The 14,291-nt window shown below is 36.8% G+C and carries 20 protein-coding genes; 16 read left to right on the top strand and 4 right to left on the bottom strand.

The features are described 5' to 3' along the window. Positions 1-11: 11 nt before the first annotated feature. From DRF61_RS10640 to gldB, 3 genes are all read right to left on the bottom strand, one after another. On the bottom strand, positions 12-572 hold the full coding sequence (locus tag DRF61_RS10640) for a hypothetical protein (RefSeq protein WP_111956779.1): 561 nt from the start codon (positions 570-572) through the stop codon (positions 12-14). 31 nt (positions 573-603) lie between these two features. Next, complete coding sequence (gene gldC / locus DRF61_RS10635) at positions 604-930, bottom strand: gliding motility protein GldC (RefSeq protein ID WP_111956777.1); 327 nt, start codon at positions 928-930, stop codon at positions 604-606. Positions 931-1,124: 194 nt separating this feature from the next. Continuing rightward, positions 1,125-2,108: a gliding motility lipoprotein GldB gene (gldB, locus tag DRF61_RS10630; RefSeq protein WP_111956775.1), complete on the bottom strand. Its 984-nt coding sequence runs from the start codon at positions 2,106-2,108 to the stop codon at positions 1,125-1,127. A 52-nt stretch (positions 2,109-2,160) separates the two neighbouring features. Here gldB and DRF61_RS10625 point away from each other — a divergent pair, with 52 nt between their 5' ends. From DRF61_RS10625 to DRF61_RS10600, 6 genes are all read left to right on the top strand, one after another. Next, positions 2,161-2,802: a leucine-rich repeat domain-containing protein gene (locus DRF61_RS10625; protein WP_111956773.1), complete on the top strand. Its 642-nt coding sequence runs from the start codon at positions 2,161-2,163 to the stop codon at positions 2,800-2,802. Positions 2,803-2,810: 8 nt separating this feature from the next. After that, positions 2,811-3,338: a GNAT family N-acetyltransferase gene (locus tag DRF61_RS10620; protein ID WP_276527420.1), complete on the top strand. Its 528-nt coding sequence runs from the start codon at positions 2,811-2,813 to the stop codon at positions 3,336-3,338. A gap of 154 nt (positions 3,339-3,492) precedes the next feature. Then, entirely contained in the window at positions 3,493-4,287 is a 795-nt protein-coding gene (gene nadE / locus DRF61_RS10615; RefSeq protein WP_111956769.1) for an NAD(+) synthase, read from the top strand. 22 nt (positions 4,288-4,309) lie between these two features. Beyond that, positions 4,310-4,825 carry a ribonuclease domain-containing protein gene (locus tag DRF61_RS10610; protein ID WP_228452635.1) on the top strand — a complete coding sequence of 172 codons (516 nt, stop codon included), beginning with the start codon at positions 4,310-4,312 and terminating at the stop codon, positions 4,823-4,825. A gap of 13 nt (positions 4,826-4,838) precedes the next feature. Further along, positions 4,839-5,429 carry a matrixin family metalloprotease gene (locus DRF61_RS10605; RefSeq protein WP_111956767.1) on the top strand — a complete coding sequence of 197 codons (591 nt, stop codon included), beginning with the start codon at positions 4,839-4,841 and terminating at the stop codon, positions 5,427-5,429. Beyond that, the gene (locus DRF61_RS10600; protein WP_111956765.1) at positions 5,426-5,740 is read left to right on the top strand and encodes a barstar family protein; all 315 of its coding nucleotides are present in this window, start codon (positions 5,426-5,428) and stop codon (positions 5,738-5,740) included. The genes DRF61_RS10605 and DRF61_RS10600 overlap by 4 nt, the downstream gene beginning before the upstream one ends. A 185-nt stretch (positions 5,741-5,925) precedes the next feature. Here DRF61_RS10600 and pafA read toward each other — a convergent pair whose 3' ends face one another. Then, positions 5,926-7,572 (bottom strand): alkaline phosphatase PafA, encoded by a 1,647-nt coding sequence (pafA, locus tag DRF61_RS10595; protein WP_111956763.1) that lies wholly within the window; start codon positions 7,570-7,572, stop codon positions 5,926-5,928. A 103-nt stretch (positions 7,573-7,675) separates the two neighbouring features. Between pafA and DRF61_RS10590 the strand changes: the two genes are divergently transcribed. The 10 genes from DRF61_RS10590 to DRF61_RS10545 all read left to right on the top strand — a co-directional run bounded on the left by DRF61_RS10590 (position 7,676) and on the right by DRF61_RS10545 (position 14,252). Continuing rightward, positions 7,676-8,455 (top strand): hypothetical protein, encoded by a 780-nt coding sequence (locus tag DRF61_RS10590; protein WP_111956761.1) that lies wholly within the window; start codon positions 7,676-7,678, stop codon positions 8,453-8,455. A gap of 9 nt (positions 8,456-8,464) precedes the next feature. Continuing rightward, on the top strand, positions 8,465-8,857 hold the full coding sequence (locus tag DRF61_RS10585) for a VOC family protein (protein WP_111956759.1): 393 nt from the start codon (positions 8,465-8,467) through the stop codon (positions 8,855-8,857). A gap of 22 nt (positions 8,858-8,879) precedes the next feature. Further along, positions 8,880-9,413: a GNAT family N-acetyltransferase gene (locus DRF61_RS10580; protein WP_111956757.1), complete on the top strand. Its 534-nt coding sequence runs from the start codon at positions 8,880-8,882 to the stop codon at positions 9,411-9,413. 118 nt (positions 9,414-9,531) lie between these two features. Further along, positions 9,532-10,116, top strand: coding sequence for a TetR/AcrR family transcriptional regulator (locus DRF61_RS10575; protein WP_111956755.1), 585 nt, complete (start codon positions 9,532-9,534; stop codon positions 10,114-10,116). Positions 10,117-10,185: 69 nt separating this feature from the next. After that, a complete protein-coding gene (locus DRF61_RS10570) occupies positions 10,186-10,923 on the top strand; it encodes an SDR family oxidoreductase (protein ID WP_111956753.1) in 738 nt (245 codons plus the stop codon). 163 nt (positions 10,924-11,086) lie between these two features. Beyond that, a complete protein-coding gene (locus DRF61_RS10565; protein ID WP_111956751.1) occupies positions 11,087-11,320 on the top strand; it encodes a bacteriocin-like protein in 234 nt (77 codons plus the stop codon). A gap of 151 nt (positions 11,321-11,471) precedes the next feature. Beyond that, positions 11,472-12,371 carry an NmrA family NAD(P)-binding protein gene (locus tag DRF61_RS10560; RefSeq protein ID WP_111956749.1) on the top strand — a complete coding sequence of 300 codons (900 nt, stop codon included), beginning with the start codon at positions 11,472-11,474 and terminating at the stop codon, positions 12,369-12,371. A gap of 16 nt (positions 12,372-12,387) precedes the next feature. Further along, positions 12,388-13,302 (top strand): helix-turn-helix domain-containing protein, encoded by a 915-nt coding sequence (locus DRF61_RS10555; RefSeq protein ID WP_111956747.1) that lies wholly within the window; start codon positions 12,388-12,390, stop codon positions 13,300-13,302. A gap of 103 nt (positions 13,303-13,405) precedes the next feature. Then, on the top strand, positions 13,406-14,002 hold the full coding sequence (locus DRF61_RS10550) for a hypothetical protein (RefSeq protein WP_111956745.1): 597 nt from the start codon (positions 13,406-13,408) through the stop codon (positions 14,000-14,002). Between the two features lies 1 nt (position 14,003). Continuing rightward, a complete protein-coding gene (locus DRF61_RS10545) occupies positions 14,004-14,252 on the top strand; it encodes a redox-active disulfide protein 2 (protein ID WP_111956743.1) in 249 nt (82 codons plus the stop codon). Positions 14,253-14,291: the final 39 nt, after the last annotated feature.

Here is a 14,291-nt window from a genome sequence, read left to right as displayed (position 1 = left end):
ATTTTTATTTTTTATAAGCCTCCCATAAAAAAATCAAGGCTCTTTGAAACGTTATCAGATTTTCTTTTCACTTCCAGTTTTCCGTTAAAAGCATACGCAAGAACGTCTATTTCTTCCGGAACTTTATCGGGAACTGTGGTTGTAAAAGAAACCAGGTATTCACTATTTTCGTATTTATCTTTACCTGTTTCTTTCAGCTGCTCAAATTTCCCGTTGATTTTGAGAATTATTTTCTTCAGGGAATCATCTATATAAGCAATATCCGAGCCGTTTCCTTTAATGAAATCGTCCATGCTGGGAACAAGCTCCATGACAGATTCGCCTTCCATATCGTGTGGGTGAAGGCTTCCCTTTAGCATGTCTGCAGGGATTTCTTTTTCTTTGAATAAGGTGATCTCCATAGCCGCATTTTCAGAAACCTTCTCCGTACCGGAAAGATCTTTGTTTTCAGAAGCCGGAAGTTTTTCAGCCGTTACAACAGAATCTGTTGTTTTGGTTTCTTTGAGTTCGGTTTTTTTATTGCACGCGGCCAACAATACCGCTGTACTGATGAGTAAAAGTGCTTTTTTCATATAATTTTGTGATTGGTGCGTAGTTTGGATATTACATTCTGATGGCTGATTTTATAGCAAACTCATCTGCAATCTGCTCCAGCCATTGTGCTACATCCTCTTCCCCGGTAGCTCTCTGGTACGTACTGCCTAAAGATACCAAAATCTGGTGAATAAACATCTTCATCTGGTCTACCGGCATTTCTTTTGTCCAAAGATCGATTCTTAAAGCTTCCATTGTTTTATCATCCCAAACAGAGATCATTGTTGCTTTTGTTTCCTCTTTTTCCACACCGCCGTCCTGGGCGTTCCATGTTATATTTTCAGGAATGTGGTTTTCATCCAACTCTACATCTATTGTAATCTGAGTTTTTCTCATATCAATCTAAAATTTTTCCGCAAAGTTACTACTTCTTCAGCTTATCTAAAATTTCTACGAACTTATCTTCATCTGAAAATGCTGATTAATGTAAAAAAAATTTCGCTTTATTAAGATGCAAAAACCCTGAGTTTTCAAATCAAAAAATAACCTCCAAATTACTTTGAAGGTTTATATTATTTTGACTATTACTATTACGGGGTTTTAGGTTTGTAAACCGCTTCATTAAAGATGTTGGTAGCATCAAGCTTTAAAAAATCAACGAGTTTAGTTTCAGGTTTTTGTCTGAAATAGGCTTTACAGATCTGCCATCCGGTAAAAATTCCGATCTGAGGTGAAGATTCATTATCGATTTCCGTATAAAATTTTGAGAATGGTCCCGGAGAAATGAAACGTTCTACCAGTCTTGGATCATCGCCGAAGATCAGGTTACTTTCTACGAAATAATTCCAGATATTGGCTTCATTGGCAACAGCCCAGTCGTATTGTTTCTTGGTATAGTTCATTTTCAGGTAATCCGGTGTATCCGGAAGAAAAGCATCCTGCAAAATCATGATCTTTCCGTTCAGAATAACTTTGTCTATGAATTTCTGATGATCAGGGGATTCCGTCACAATACTTTCGGCGAAAATCTGTGAAACTTTCGGAATAATATTCTGCGGGTTCATCGATTTCTGAAAATATAGTTCAAGTCCTTTGTAATTGGCATTGCCATCTCCCATAAAGCCGGTAATATCTATGAACAGAAGATTCCCTTTTGAGTCGTAAAAAATAGGATCCTGAACCATCTGAAGTGCTGATGAAAAAAGGTAAACCTTAGGACTTTTAAACTGTGGAAAATAGTATTTGATATGAGAAAACAGATCCTGAAGCTCCTTCTGAAGTTTCGCCTGATCTATTTTAGCAGCTGCTTCTTTATAGATCTTAATCTCTTCTGCATCTGATCTTCTTTTTCCAAAATCCGCATCGGAAACCGTTCCCTGAAACCAGGGAAACTTAGCCTTGAATTGGTCCAGAGGAATATCCTGATTATAGAATTCTTTGGAAATATCTGTCATCTCAACTTTTTCGGCAGGTGCTTTTACTTCTATTTTCCATTGGTTCTCAGGTTCTTTTTTACAGGAATACAAAGCGAGAACCAAAATAGAAGAAAGGGCAATAATTCTAAAAATCTTCATTATTTTTACATGAAATTTAAGTGTACAAAAATAAGGATTAAAAACACATTCGATGATGAAAATTAAAATATTTGCAACTTTCAGCCTTATTATTTCAGGATTTTTTCTTTTCCGTGCCCAAAAACTTAATTTTAAGGATCCGAACTTTGAAAAAGCTGTCCTTGAAAATTTTGATCTCAATAAAAACGGCTCACTGGAGAAACTGGAAGCTGATATGATCACCAATTTATTTCTGGTTCAGAAAGGCATTACATCAGCTGATGATATGCTCCTTTTTAGCAATGCCAAGATGATCGTGCTTGATGATAATACCATTCCGAATGTTTCGATTATGGGACTACCACAGCTCGAGCTGTTTTCCTGTACAGGATGCAAGATTTCTTCTTTTAGGGCAGAAGGTCTTAAAAGCTTGGCTTCCTTGTATCTTGACAACAACCTTCTGGAGAATATTTCGTTAAAGGAAACCCCAAGAATTGATCAATTAACATTATCTTTAAATCAATTAAAAGCGGTTGATATCACTCCGCTCAAAAATTTAAGAAAATTAAACGTAGAGCACAATAAGATCCAGAAACTTGACATTTCAAAAAATCCAGCCCTTCAAACATTGAATATAGGCGGGAATCCAATGAAGGAATCAGACATCAAGAAAGGAGTGAAAACTGATATAACCATTTTCGGAGCTGAACAATAATTATGACCATGAAACTAGAAACAGAAAGACTTATTTTAAGAAAATTTGAAGAATCAGACGTTGAACGGATGTTTCTGCTGGATTCTAACCCGGAAGTGATGAAATATATCGGCGTTCCGGTACTCACAGAACAAAGGGAATCATTAGCTGTAATCAGAATGATTCAGAAGCAATATCAAGAAAACGGCATAGGAAGGCTTGCTGTTATTGAAAAAGAAACCGGGCTGCTGATTGGCTGGAGCGGGCTGAAATTACTGACCGAAGAGATCAATGGTTATAAAAACATACTCGATCTTGGCTACCGTTATTTACCTGAATTCTGGGGAAAAGGTTATGCACTGGAAGCTGCAAAAGCATCCCTGGAGCTTGGTTTTAATGACATGAAAGCTGATGTGATCTACGCACATGCCCATTCCGGAAATGAAGGATCCAATCATATTTTAAAGAAATTAGGCTTTGAAAAAACCGGTGAATTCACAGAACCTGACGGAATCTGTAACTGGTATGAGCTAAGACGTGAAAAATATTTACCATAGTATGGTTACAAAAAAACCATTAATTTTGGATTTCTTTTCCGTTTGAAATTCGTGAAGTGAATGCAATGGCTGTGGAAATGATAAAAGACGTATTAAAAAATGTAAAAGGCGTAGAAATGCCTAAAGAATTTGTAATAGACTAAAAAAATAAATAATGCAGACTCAAAAAGTAATAGATCATATTGTAGCATGGTTAAAGGATTATGCTGTAAAAGCTAATGTAAAAGGATATGTAATAGGTGTTTCCGGGGGTGTAGATTCTGGAGTAGTTTCCACGCTTTGTGCAATGACCGGACTTGAAGTATTACTTCTCGAAATGCCGATACGTCAGAAACAGGACCAGGTCAACCGTGCTCAGGATCATATTGAAGATCTTAAAAAAAGATTTCCAAACGTTCAGGGTAAAACCATCAATCTAACTCCTGTTTTTGAAACTTTTGAAGATGTCGTTGAAGATCATATTGAAGGAAGATGGAGTAACAATCTTGCTCTTGCCAATACCAGATCCCGTTTCAGAATGTTGACATTGTATTACTTTGGGCAACTTCACGGGCTTTTGGTCTGCGGAACCGGAAACAAAGTGGAGGATTTCGGAATCGGATTTTATACCAAATACGGGGACGGTGGTGTAGATGTTTCTCCAATTGCTGATCTATATAAAACTGAGATTTATAAGTTGGCAAAAGGATTAAACCTTATCGAAAGTATTCAAAATGCAATTCCGACAGACGGACTTTGGGATGCAGACAGAACCGACGAAGATCAAATCGGAGCAACATATCCGGAACTGGAGGAAATTCAAAAAGAATACGGAACTAAAACTGCAGATGATTATGAGGGTCGCGATAAAGAGGTATTTTTAATTTTTGACCGAATGCATAAAGCAGCTCAGCATAAAATAAATCCTATTCCGGTTTGTGATATTCCTGAGGAATGGAGAAACGATTAGTTTTGAATGATAAGATGTATATATGAACGGTAAAATAAGGTCAGTATTTTTTATTTGTCTGGGACTTCTTTTCGGAATGTCCGCGATGTATATTTACAATAACTTTATTGTAGACAAAAAGGGAAATACAGAGACTGTAAAAACAGAGGCTACAAGCTATGGAAGTGAATCTCCACATTCCCAAAGTAATAATGCAAACCATTCCTCGCAGCCTATTGACCGGCTCACAGAGGAGAAAACGGTCATTAATTATGTAAAGCAGAATCACAGACTTCCTGATTATTATATCACTAAAAATGAGGCTAGAAAACAGGGTTGGAATGCTTCAAAAGGTAACCTCTGCGATGTATTGCCAGGCAAGGCTATAGGCGGAGATAAGTTCGGAAACCGCGAAAAGAAACTTCCTCAGGGTGAAGAATATTATGAAGCTGATGTAAATTACAGCTGTGGAAACCGAAATGCAGACCGGATTATCTTTACGGAAAATGGTGATGTTTATCTGACTAAAAACCATTATAAAAGTTTTGAGAAGCAATAGTCTTTATGTCCTTATGACATCATTATTCTTAGCATTTTCATGCTCGGAAAAACAGCAGCCACCTGTAAGGAACAATAAACCTATAACCATACTGATTCAACCGTTCAAAGATATCAGCTCTGAAAATGTGAAGAAAACTTCTGAAGGAATCAGAAATGTCTACCCGAATGTGAAAATTCTTGAAGCAATTGATCTTCCTGAGAATGCATACTACAAAGACAGGAACCGCTACAGGGCAGATTCTATCATTAAATTTCTGAGCAGCAGAACAAAAGAAGGCTTTGTAACCATTGGATTAACCTCAAAAGATATAAGCGTTACCAAAGGTAAAATAAAAGACTATGGGATTATGGGACTCGGTTACAGACCAGGAAAAGCCTGTGTAGCCTCTCAATACAGACTCAACAGAAATAATACCGATCAACAGTTCTTTAAAATAGCCATTCATGAACTCGGACATACGCAGGGATTAAAACACTGTCCCGAAAAAACATGTTTTATGAGGGATGCAGAAGGAGGAAATCCTACCAATGAAGAAACAGATTTCTGCAATAAATGCAAAACATTTTTGATCAATAAAAACTGGAAATTTAATTCTATATGAAGACAATATATATCGATTTTACAGACATAGGAGACTATGAAGATTTTTATACCCAATTAAAGGAAAAAGTTAGTCTTCCAGAACATTTTGGAGATAATCTTGATGCTCTTTCCGACATTATTACCGGAGGATTGGAGCTGCCGCTTCACATTGAATTTGTGAATATGACGGTAGACCAGCTTGAGATCTTTGAAGATCTTCTGACAACTCTTGAAGATGCAGAAGATGAAACAGAAGATTTCAGCTTCACTTATTACCTCGAACAATATGAGGATGAAGAAGATGAAGGTAATCCTGAAGATGAAGAATAATTCCAATTCAATAAAACAAAACTCGCAGAAAATCCTGCGAGTTTTTTGGTTATTTTTTTATTTTCACTTTTCAATCTGTTAAATAGAATCTACTGAAGAATAGATTCAAGGGGCTGATAAGGTTAAATGATCAGCTATGAATGATAATAAAAAAAGCATCCCTTTCGAAATGCTTTTTTGTGATTTTATCTTCCAATAACTTCTGTGATTGGGTTTCCTATATTTCCACTCGGGAACTGAATTTTCAGTAATGATGAAACGGTAGGTGCAATATCCGTCATATTATAAGGCTTATTACTTTCTCCTTTCTGGATTCCCCATCCCATAAAGATCAATGGTATGTGTGCATCATAAGAATTCCATACGCTGTGGGTAGTTCCTGTTTTAGAATATGGAGGAAGCATGGAATCGTGAGAAATCAGCTGAATATCTCCGCTTCTCTGTCTGTTGATCCCGTTGATGATTCTCTGTTTGATAGGCTCCGGAATAGTAGCTTCCTGAACTTCATCCACAGAAACAGCATATAAAACAGTAGGATCTTTCTGAAGCTCTTTTATCGTAAAGTCTCTCAGGTCATCCAGTTCAATTTTATTATCCTGCATCAGCTTTCTGTCAAAATAGATCTGATAGTTGTCTACTGCATTAATAAGCTTATCGACTCCGAATTTATCCTTCAGCTTCTGATTGATATCTTTTTCCATTCCTTCACCAAAGAATCCTGTAGTAATTTTATGTTCTTTCAGGAATCCTACAGAATGAGCTCCACCGTGGTCAGCAGAAAGGAAAACAGTATACTCTCCTTTTCCTACTTTTGAATCCAGGTAGCTGAAAAACTGAGCCAGATCCTGGTCAAGTCTTAAATAAACATCTTCCACTTCGATAGAATTCGGACCGAATTTATGTCCTGCATAATCTGTAGAAGCCAGGTTGATCGCTAAAAAGTCGGTAATCTGATCACTTCCTAATTTTTCACCTTCCACAGAAGCTTCAGCCAATTTAAGCGTCAGCGTATTTCCGAAAGGTGTATAGCGGATATTATCTTTTTTTGCCTGGTAATCCTGTGCTAAATTACTGTAAGGGAAAACAGGAGTTTTTGCACTTCCCAACAGCCCCTCCCAAGAAGAATTGTCAGGAGAACTTTCTGTATACTGATTAATCGGGAGCAAAGTATTCCATCCGTTTGCCACTAATTTTTCAGGCAGGTTCTGCGAATTGAAAGATTTAACCCATTGAGGCAAATCGTTCATATACCATGTACTCGTAATAAAGCTTCCGGTACTGTCATCAAACCAGAAAGCTCCGTTCGGAGTATGTCCCGCTGGAAGAATGGAAGCACGGTCTTTTAACGAAACCCCGATCACTTTTCCCTGGAAATTGGTAGCCAGTCTCAATTCATCCGTTACGGTTGTAGACCAAAGGTTTTTTGGAGAATGGCTTCCTATTTTTGTATTGGTTGTTCCTACCGGCTGAACGTTTTCATCTGTTGTACAGTAAACATTTTTCCCTGTTTCTTTATCCGTCCAGTCATTTCCGGCAATACCATGAATCGCAGGTACAGAACCTGTATAGATGCTGGTATGTCCCAAAGCCGTAACAGTAGGTACATAGTTGATATGAACATTATTTAAAGAATATCCGGTATTCAGGAGTCTTTTGAAACCGTCATTTCCGTATTTACTGTAAAAACGGTACAGATAATCCCACCTCATCTGATCTACCACTAATCCTACGACTAATTTGGGTCTTTCTAATTGAGAATTTTTGTTCTTCTGAGCATTGATTGTAATCACGGACAATAAAGCTACTGCCGCAATTGAAATTTTCCTAAGCATCTAGTAAATTTTTGTTGACCACAAATTTACGGGTTTTGAAAGTTTTGGAGTGTGAAATTTTCTTTAAATTTGAGAACCGTCTATTAAACCAATAAGTGCAGAAATGATTTTAGGAGTATATTGGTATTTTAAATTTCCGGAAAATGTATACAATTTCCAATTTTTCAGGTTTTTCAAAGGCTTTGGAGGGCATGCTGACAATCCGGCTGAGTTAGAAGCCCGGGTTTCAGTAGATCATCCCGAAAATCTCATCAAAAAACTGGGGGAATTGCATTTCCGTTTTAAAAGATTGTATTTAGATATTAAGATCAATGAAAGCCAATTATTGATTTCCACAGGCGATTATACTCTTTTTGATGAGCATTTTCAGTTTGTTTCGGAAATAGAACAGTTGCTGATTCATCACAATGCAGTTCTGACTGATCTGCCTTTTGAAGTAAAATCAAGCAGAAGGTTCAGTCCGGAAAGGAAAAATTTTGAAACTATAGAGCATAGTTTTCTGCAAATCACCGGTTCCGATTTCAAGAAAAACAATGCTGAAAACCTTTCTGTCAGGATTGATTGTAATTTGCCTTCAGCAAACAAAAAAGATCTGGTCAATGATTTGACCCGGATATGTACTGAAGAAAATATTCACGTGTTCTATTATTATCATTGCGATTTTAAACAGCATTCCAATCTAATGCTTTTTTTCTCCAACGGAAGACAGCTGGAAAATACAGTTCAAAATGTCGATATAAATACTTTTGGAAACAAAATGCGTCAACTGGAACAGAAATATCAGCTTCACTTCGGGCATTTCGGAGGAATGGAATATTATCCGCGGAATGGTCCTTTTGTAGAACTGATTACTGACGAAGAATATATTTTAAATAAAAAATAAGCTATTACTATGATCAAATTCAAATACGTCATTTTATATGTTGAAGATGTTGTAAAATCAATGAATTTTTATCACCAAACATTTGATATGCCCATTAAATTCATCACTCCTGAAAAAGATTACGGAGAACTTCTTACCGGGGAAACGAGTCTTTCTTTCGCATCTATAAGTCTGGCCAGTTCCAATATAAAACAAGGATTTCTGTTTTCCAAATCTGAAGAAAAACCTTTCGGAATTGAATTGGGTTTTACAACAGATAATGTTGAGAAACTGGTAGAAAAAGCAGTTAAAAACGGAGCCGTTCTTTATGAAGGTACTGCAGTAAAACCGTGGGGACAGAAAGTAGCCTATATCAAAGATCCTGATCATTATTTAGTAGAAATCTGTACAGAAATTCAATAAACCAATCACATTCCGCATTTCCATGGAAATAAAAAAATTAGAAAAACTGACTGAAAACCCTACCCTACACTGGGGACTTAACGGATACACCACAGATAAGATCTTATCCATTTCTTTTGTTGAATATGGCGGTTCTTTTGAATTTGTATTAAAAGAAAAATCTATGCCCTACTCTAAGATTTGGGAAACCCATTCGGATGAGCTTGAAGAACTTAATGAAATCATTGAAAAAGGACATTCTTTCGGAGCTTTTGAAGATAATGAACTGATAGGCTGGATCATCTGTGAGCACCGGACATGGAACAACAGCTTTTACATTGAGAATATTCTGATCAATGAAAAATTCAGAAGAAATGGAACCGGGGCGCAGCTGATCAAAAATGCTGTCCGGGAAGCCAGACATTTAAACTGCAGAATCATTGAGCTTGAAACGCAAAATACCAATTATCCGGCCATACAGTTTTACAGAAGAATGGGCTTCAGCATCACAGGAATTAATACAAGACTCTATAAAAACCCGGAAGAAACTGCTGTTTTTATGACTTTAGATCTATAGGATGATGCAGTTTTACTCTATTCATTAATTTATATCGACAGAAACTATAAAACATATTGAAAATATTATTTTGTACCAAACAGTACAATAACATACCTTTGTCTCAGAAATAATCCCAATGGCAGGAAGACCTAAAATATTTGACGAACAGGAAGCTGTTGCAAAGGCAACTGAAGTTTTCAGAAACAAAGGCTATGATACAGCTTCTGCTGATGAGTTATTATGCGCTATGGGTATCGGAAAAGGCAGTTTTTATCTTGCTTTTAAAGGTGGAAAGCGGGAACTTTATATCCGGTCGATCACCCAGTTTTCAGAATATTTTTATCAAAAGCTTTCAGTCGGCATTGCTGAGTCTGAAGACAAAGTACAATTCATCAGACAGTTTTTCCTGGATCTTGCTGACGCTTCTGATTGCGATAAAGAACGTGGTTGCTATTTAGGAAATGCCTTGGTTCAGCTTTCTGAAAAAGATCTTGAAATAAAAAAAATAACAGTCCAATTGCTGAAAAAACTGCAGACACTGTTTGCAGAAACCATCAAAAATGCACAGGCAAACGGACAGATCACCAGTATCGAAGATCCCGAAATGACCGGGTGGTACCTGAGCAATTTATGGAACGGGATTCATGTTACGAGAAGAATGGAAGGCTCACCGGAAATTCTTAAAAGCATTATTGAAATGAATCTTAAAATACTCAGTTAAAGTTTTTTATTCAATTATGTACCATTTAGTACAATTTAAAATACCTATTAATTTAATACCAAAAATGTTATGAACATTACCGACAACACGATTTTAATTACTGGCGGAGGCTCAGGAATCGGATTAGAAATTGCAAAAGCACTGAGCACAACAAACAAAATTATTATTGCAGGAAGAAATAAAGAAAAGCTTGATGCAGCAGCAAAAGGTCTTGAAAATGTCTTTACTATTCAGGCAGATATTACCAATGAACAAGATGTAAACCGTCTGATCGAGGAAATTAAAGTGAATTTCGGAGGGCTGAATATTCTGATCAACAATGCCGGACATGCCTATGCTTATACAATCTCTGATACATCAGACACGTATAGCAAGGCAGTTGCTGAATTTGAAACCAATTATTTTGCTCCCATTCGTCTGACCGAAAAGTTACTTCCCTTACTGAAACAACAGGAAAACGCTGCAGTTGTGAATGTTTCTTCTATTGTAGCATTTGCTCCGGGTTCCCACGTTCCTACTTATTCCGATTCTAAAGCAGCACTCCATTCTTACACTAAAATATTAAGGCATGAGCTGGCAAAAGACACTTCTGTTAAAGTTTTTGAATTGATGCCACCTCTTGTTAATACAGATTTTTCAGCAGAAATCGGAGGTAGAGAGAATGGTATCCCTGCATCAGAGGTAGCAGACAGCTTTGTAAATGCCCTTATTAATGATACTTACGAAATCCGTGTAGGAATTACTGAAGTTCTCTATAACAACTTTTTTGCAAATTCCGAAGGAGCTTTTAGCATGATGAACGCCTAATTTTTAACGTACCGGTTATTCACTGCGGGAAAAAGAAAAACTTTCTCCCGCAGTTTTGTTACTATCCTTTTTTCTTTTAATTTAAAACAATGCATTTAAATCACATCCACGTGTATTAAAATTTTTATATCTTAGTAATCAACAAACTAAAATATTAACTGCTATGAAAAATCTAAAGAAATTAACAAGAAAAGAGTTGGGAATTATCAGCGGGGGTGATACTGCCTATGCATTGTGTGATATGGATGGAAACTGCCCTCCTACCAGCGGATCTTACTATTGCAGCAACGGAACCTGCTACAGATCTGACGGTGGTGGAAATCCTGGCGGTGGCTGCGATGAACCACAACGCTTATGTCAGCCTTGGGAAACCGGATGCGGATGCGTTTATTTTTAGAAAGAAATTATTGTTAGATAAATGAGGGGCGGTTTTTACCGCTCTTTTTTATTTAGAATTATTACTACCAGATTTGACTACGCGAAAAGCAGATTCGGATACAAATATCTTTTAACAATTATGGAATTTTGCTTCAACAAAAAAAGTCAAAATGAAAATTATCGTAACAGGTTCATTAGGAAATATCAGCAAACCGCTGACAAAAGAATTGGCAGGCAGAGGACATTCTGTAACCGTTATCAGCAGAAGCAGTGAAAGACAACCCGAAATTGAGGCTTTAGGAGCAAAAGCCGCAATCGGATCCATGGAAGATGTTGATTTTTTAGCAGAAACCTTTAAAGGTGCAGATGTTGTGTATGCTATGGAGGCCTTGAATGCCAGCGTATTCTTTGATCATACTATTGATTTTATAGAGGCCAATATCCAGATCGCAAAAAACTACAAAGAGGCTTTTGAAAGATCAGACGTAAAGAATATTGTTCATTTAAGCAGTATCGGAGCACATATGAGTGAGGGAAACGGGATTCTTAGATCTCATTATAATGTAGAAAAAATACTGAATGAGCTTCCGGATGATGTTTCCATTAAATTTATGCGTCCGGTCGGGTTTTATTATAATATGTTCTCATTCATTCCTACAATCAAATCACAGGGCTTAATCATTCAAAATTATGGTGGAGATCAAAAAGAACCCTGGGTATCGCCACTGGATATTGCCAGTACCATCGCGGAAGAGATTGAAAAACCATTCAGTGGAAGAGAAATCCGTTACATTGCTAGCGAAGAACTCTCACCCAACGAAATTGCCCAAACATTGGGTGAAGCTATTGGTAAAACAGATCTTAAATGGCTAACTGTTTCTGATGAAGACCTTCTAAAAGGTATGGTAAACGCAGGAATGAATCCGAAAACAGCTAAAGGTTTTGTAGAGATGAATGCAGCAAGAGGAAATAGCGTTTTATACGAAGATTATTATCTGCACAAGCCTGTTTTAGGAAAAGTAAAACTGAAAGAATTTGCAAAAGAATTTGCAGCAGCTTATCATCAATAATAATTAATTTTGTGATATGAAGCAGCCCATCAGAATCAAAACGATCAGTGAATTTCACCAGTTCCGTGGCCTGGCCAAACCTGAGCATCCGCTTATCAGTGTTGTAGATTACAGTACGATTAAGGATGATGCAAATGAAGCTGAACTGAGCTGGATCCTTGACTTCTACTCTATTTCTGTTAAGCGAACATCTCTCACAAAGATAAAATATGGTCAGCAGCAGTATGATTTTGATGAAGGATTCATGTTTTTTATGGCTCCGGGACAGGTTTTCAGCATTAAAAGAGATCCGGATTCAATTACAAAACATACGGGATGGATACTGCTCATTCATCCCGATTTTCTTTGGCACACTCCTTTGGCAAAGACTATACAAAATTATGAATTCTTTGATTATTCCGTGAACGAAGCATTGTTTCTATCCGAGAAAGAGGAAAATATCATTGATAATATTGTTCAGAATATTCACCAGGAATATCGTTCCAATATTGATACATTCAGTCAGAATATTATTATTTCACAGATTGAGACGCTGCTCAATTATTCGGAACGTTTTTATCAGCGTCAATTTATTACCCGCAAAATTTCCAGCCATAAAATCCTGGATTCTCTGGAGACATTGCTTGCTGATTATTTCAACAGCGAAGATCTTATCACCAAAGGGCTACCAAGTGTGCAGCATATTGCTGATGAACTGAATGTATCTCCAGGTTATTTAACCGGTTTGCTAAAAGTTCTTACCGGCCAGAATACCCAACAGCACATCCACGAAAGACTGATCGGAAAAGCAAAAGAAAAATTATCCACCACCCAGCTGTCGATCAGTGAGATTGCTTATGAATTAGGTTTTGAGCACTCTCAATCATTCAGCAAGCTATTCAAAAGTAAAACCAGTCTTTCTCCCTTGGAATTCAGAAAGTCTTTTAGCTGATATTTTCATGCAATCTTTTTCCCATAATGATAATAAAAATGCATCCCGTAATATGTTATCTATAAGATACTGCAATATCAGGATAAAATAATATATTAGTACGATGAAATATTTAGAAAAAATTCAGGGATTACTGCCTTTGGGATATTTATATCTTATCATTCTTGGACTTTTAAAGGAAAGTATTCTTTTTTATCAGTTGGATGTAAATATTTTGAAATATTCATCGATCACGGATATCCTGATCAGCCCGCTTGCAGATATGACTTCGAGTCCTATTCTGATCATCGTGGTGATCTCTGTCATTCTTTTTTTCTTTATTATTCAGACTATTATCTTCAGAAACAGTCATACAAACTGGGGTAAGAAATTGCTGGGAAGCTACAAAATAGACAGTGAAGTTGATAAGAAAGGCCTTCGAAAAGCGATGATTCCAATATTTGGCTTACTGGTGGCGATAGAACTTCTCGCTTTATTTGTGGGTTTAGGTATCGGACAGGGCAACATCATCAAAAAAAGAATTGAAAGCCAGGATTTAAAATATAATTATAAAATAACTTCCGGCTCAGGAGCACCTGCAGATATTTATTTGATTGATATCAACAGTACATATTATTTTTATGTATCAAAGGGAAATAAAAACATCATCATTGCACCTGTCGGGAACATAGGAACCCTGGAAGTCATCAAAAAAAACTAATATGAGAAGTAAACCGATATCCGAATACACCGATGAAGAACTGATCAGTAATGAAAAAAAACTGAAGATACTTACTGTTATGCTTGGTGTATCAATAACTCTTCTTTTTCTTGCCTCTATGGCCCTGATGCTTAAGAAAGGCTTCAGCCCAATCATGATCATTCCCATCTGCTTATTCCCTTTAGTCGTCGTCAATATCATTAACTGGCAAAATCTCAAAAAAGAAAAGCAAAGAAGAAATCTACAGTAAATTTTAAAATTCAACATTTTGAAATCTGTAAAGTTCATT

It is taken from the genome of Chryseobacterium lathyri, from assembly GCF_003290185.1.
Lineage (GTDB): Bacteria > Bacteroidota > Bacteroidia > Flavobacteriales > Weeksellaceae > Chryseobacterium > Chryseobacterium lathyri.
Note: the sequence above shows the minus strand (reverse complement) of the source record. Positions and strands in the feature narration are given on the sequence as shown.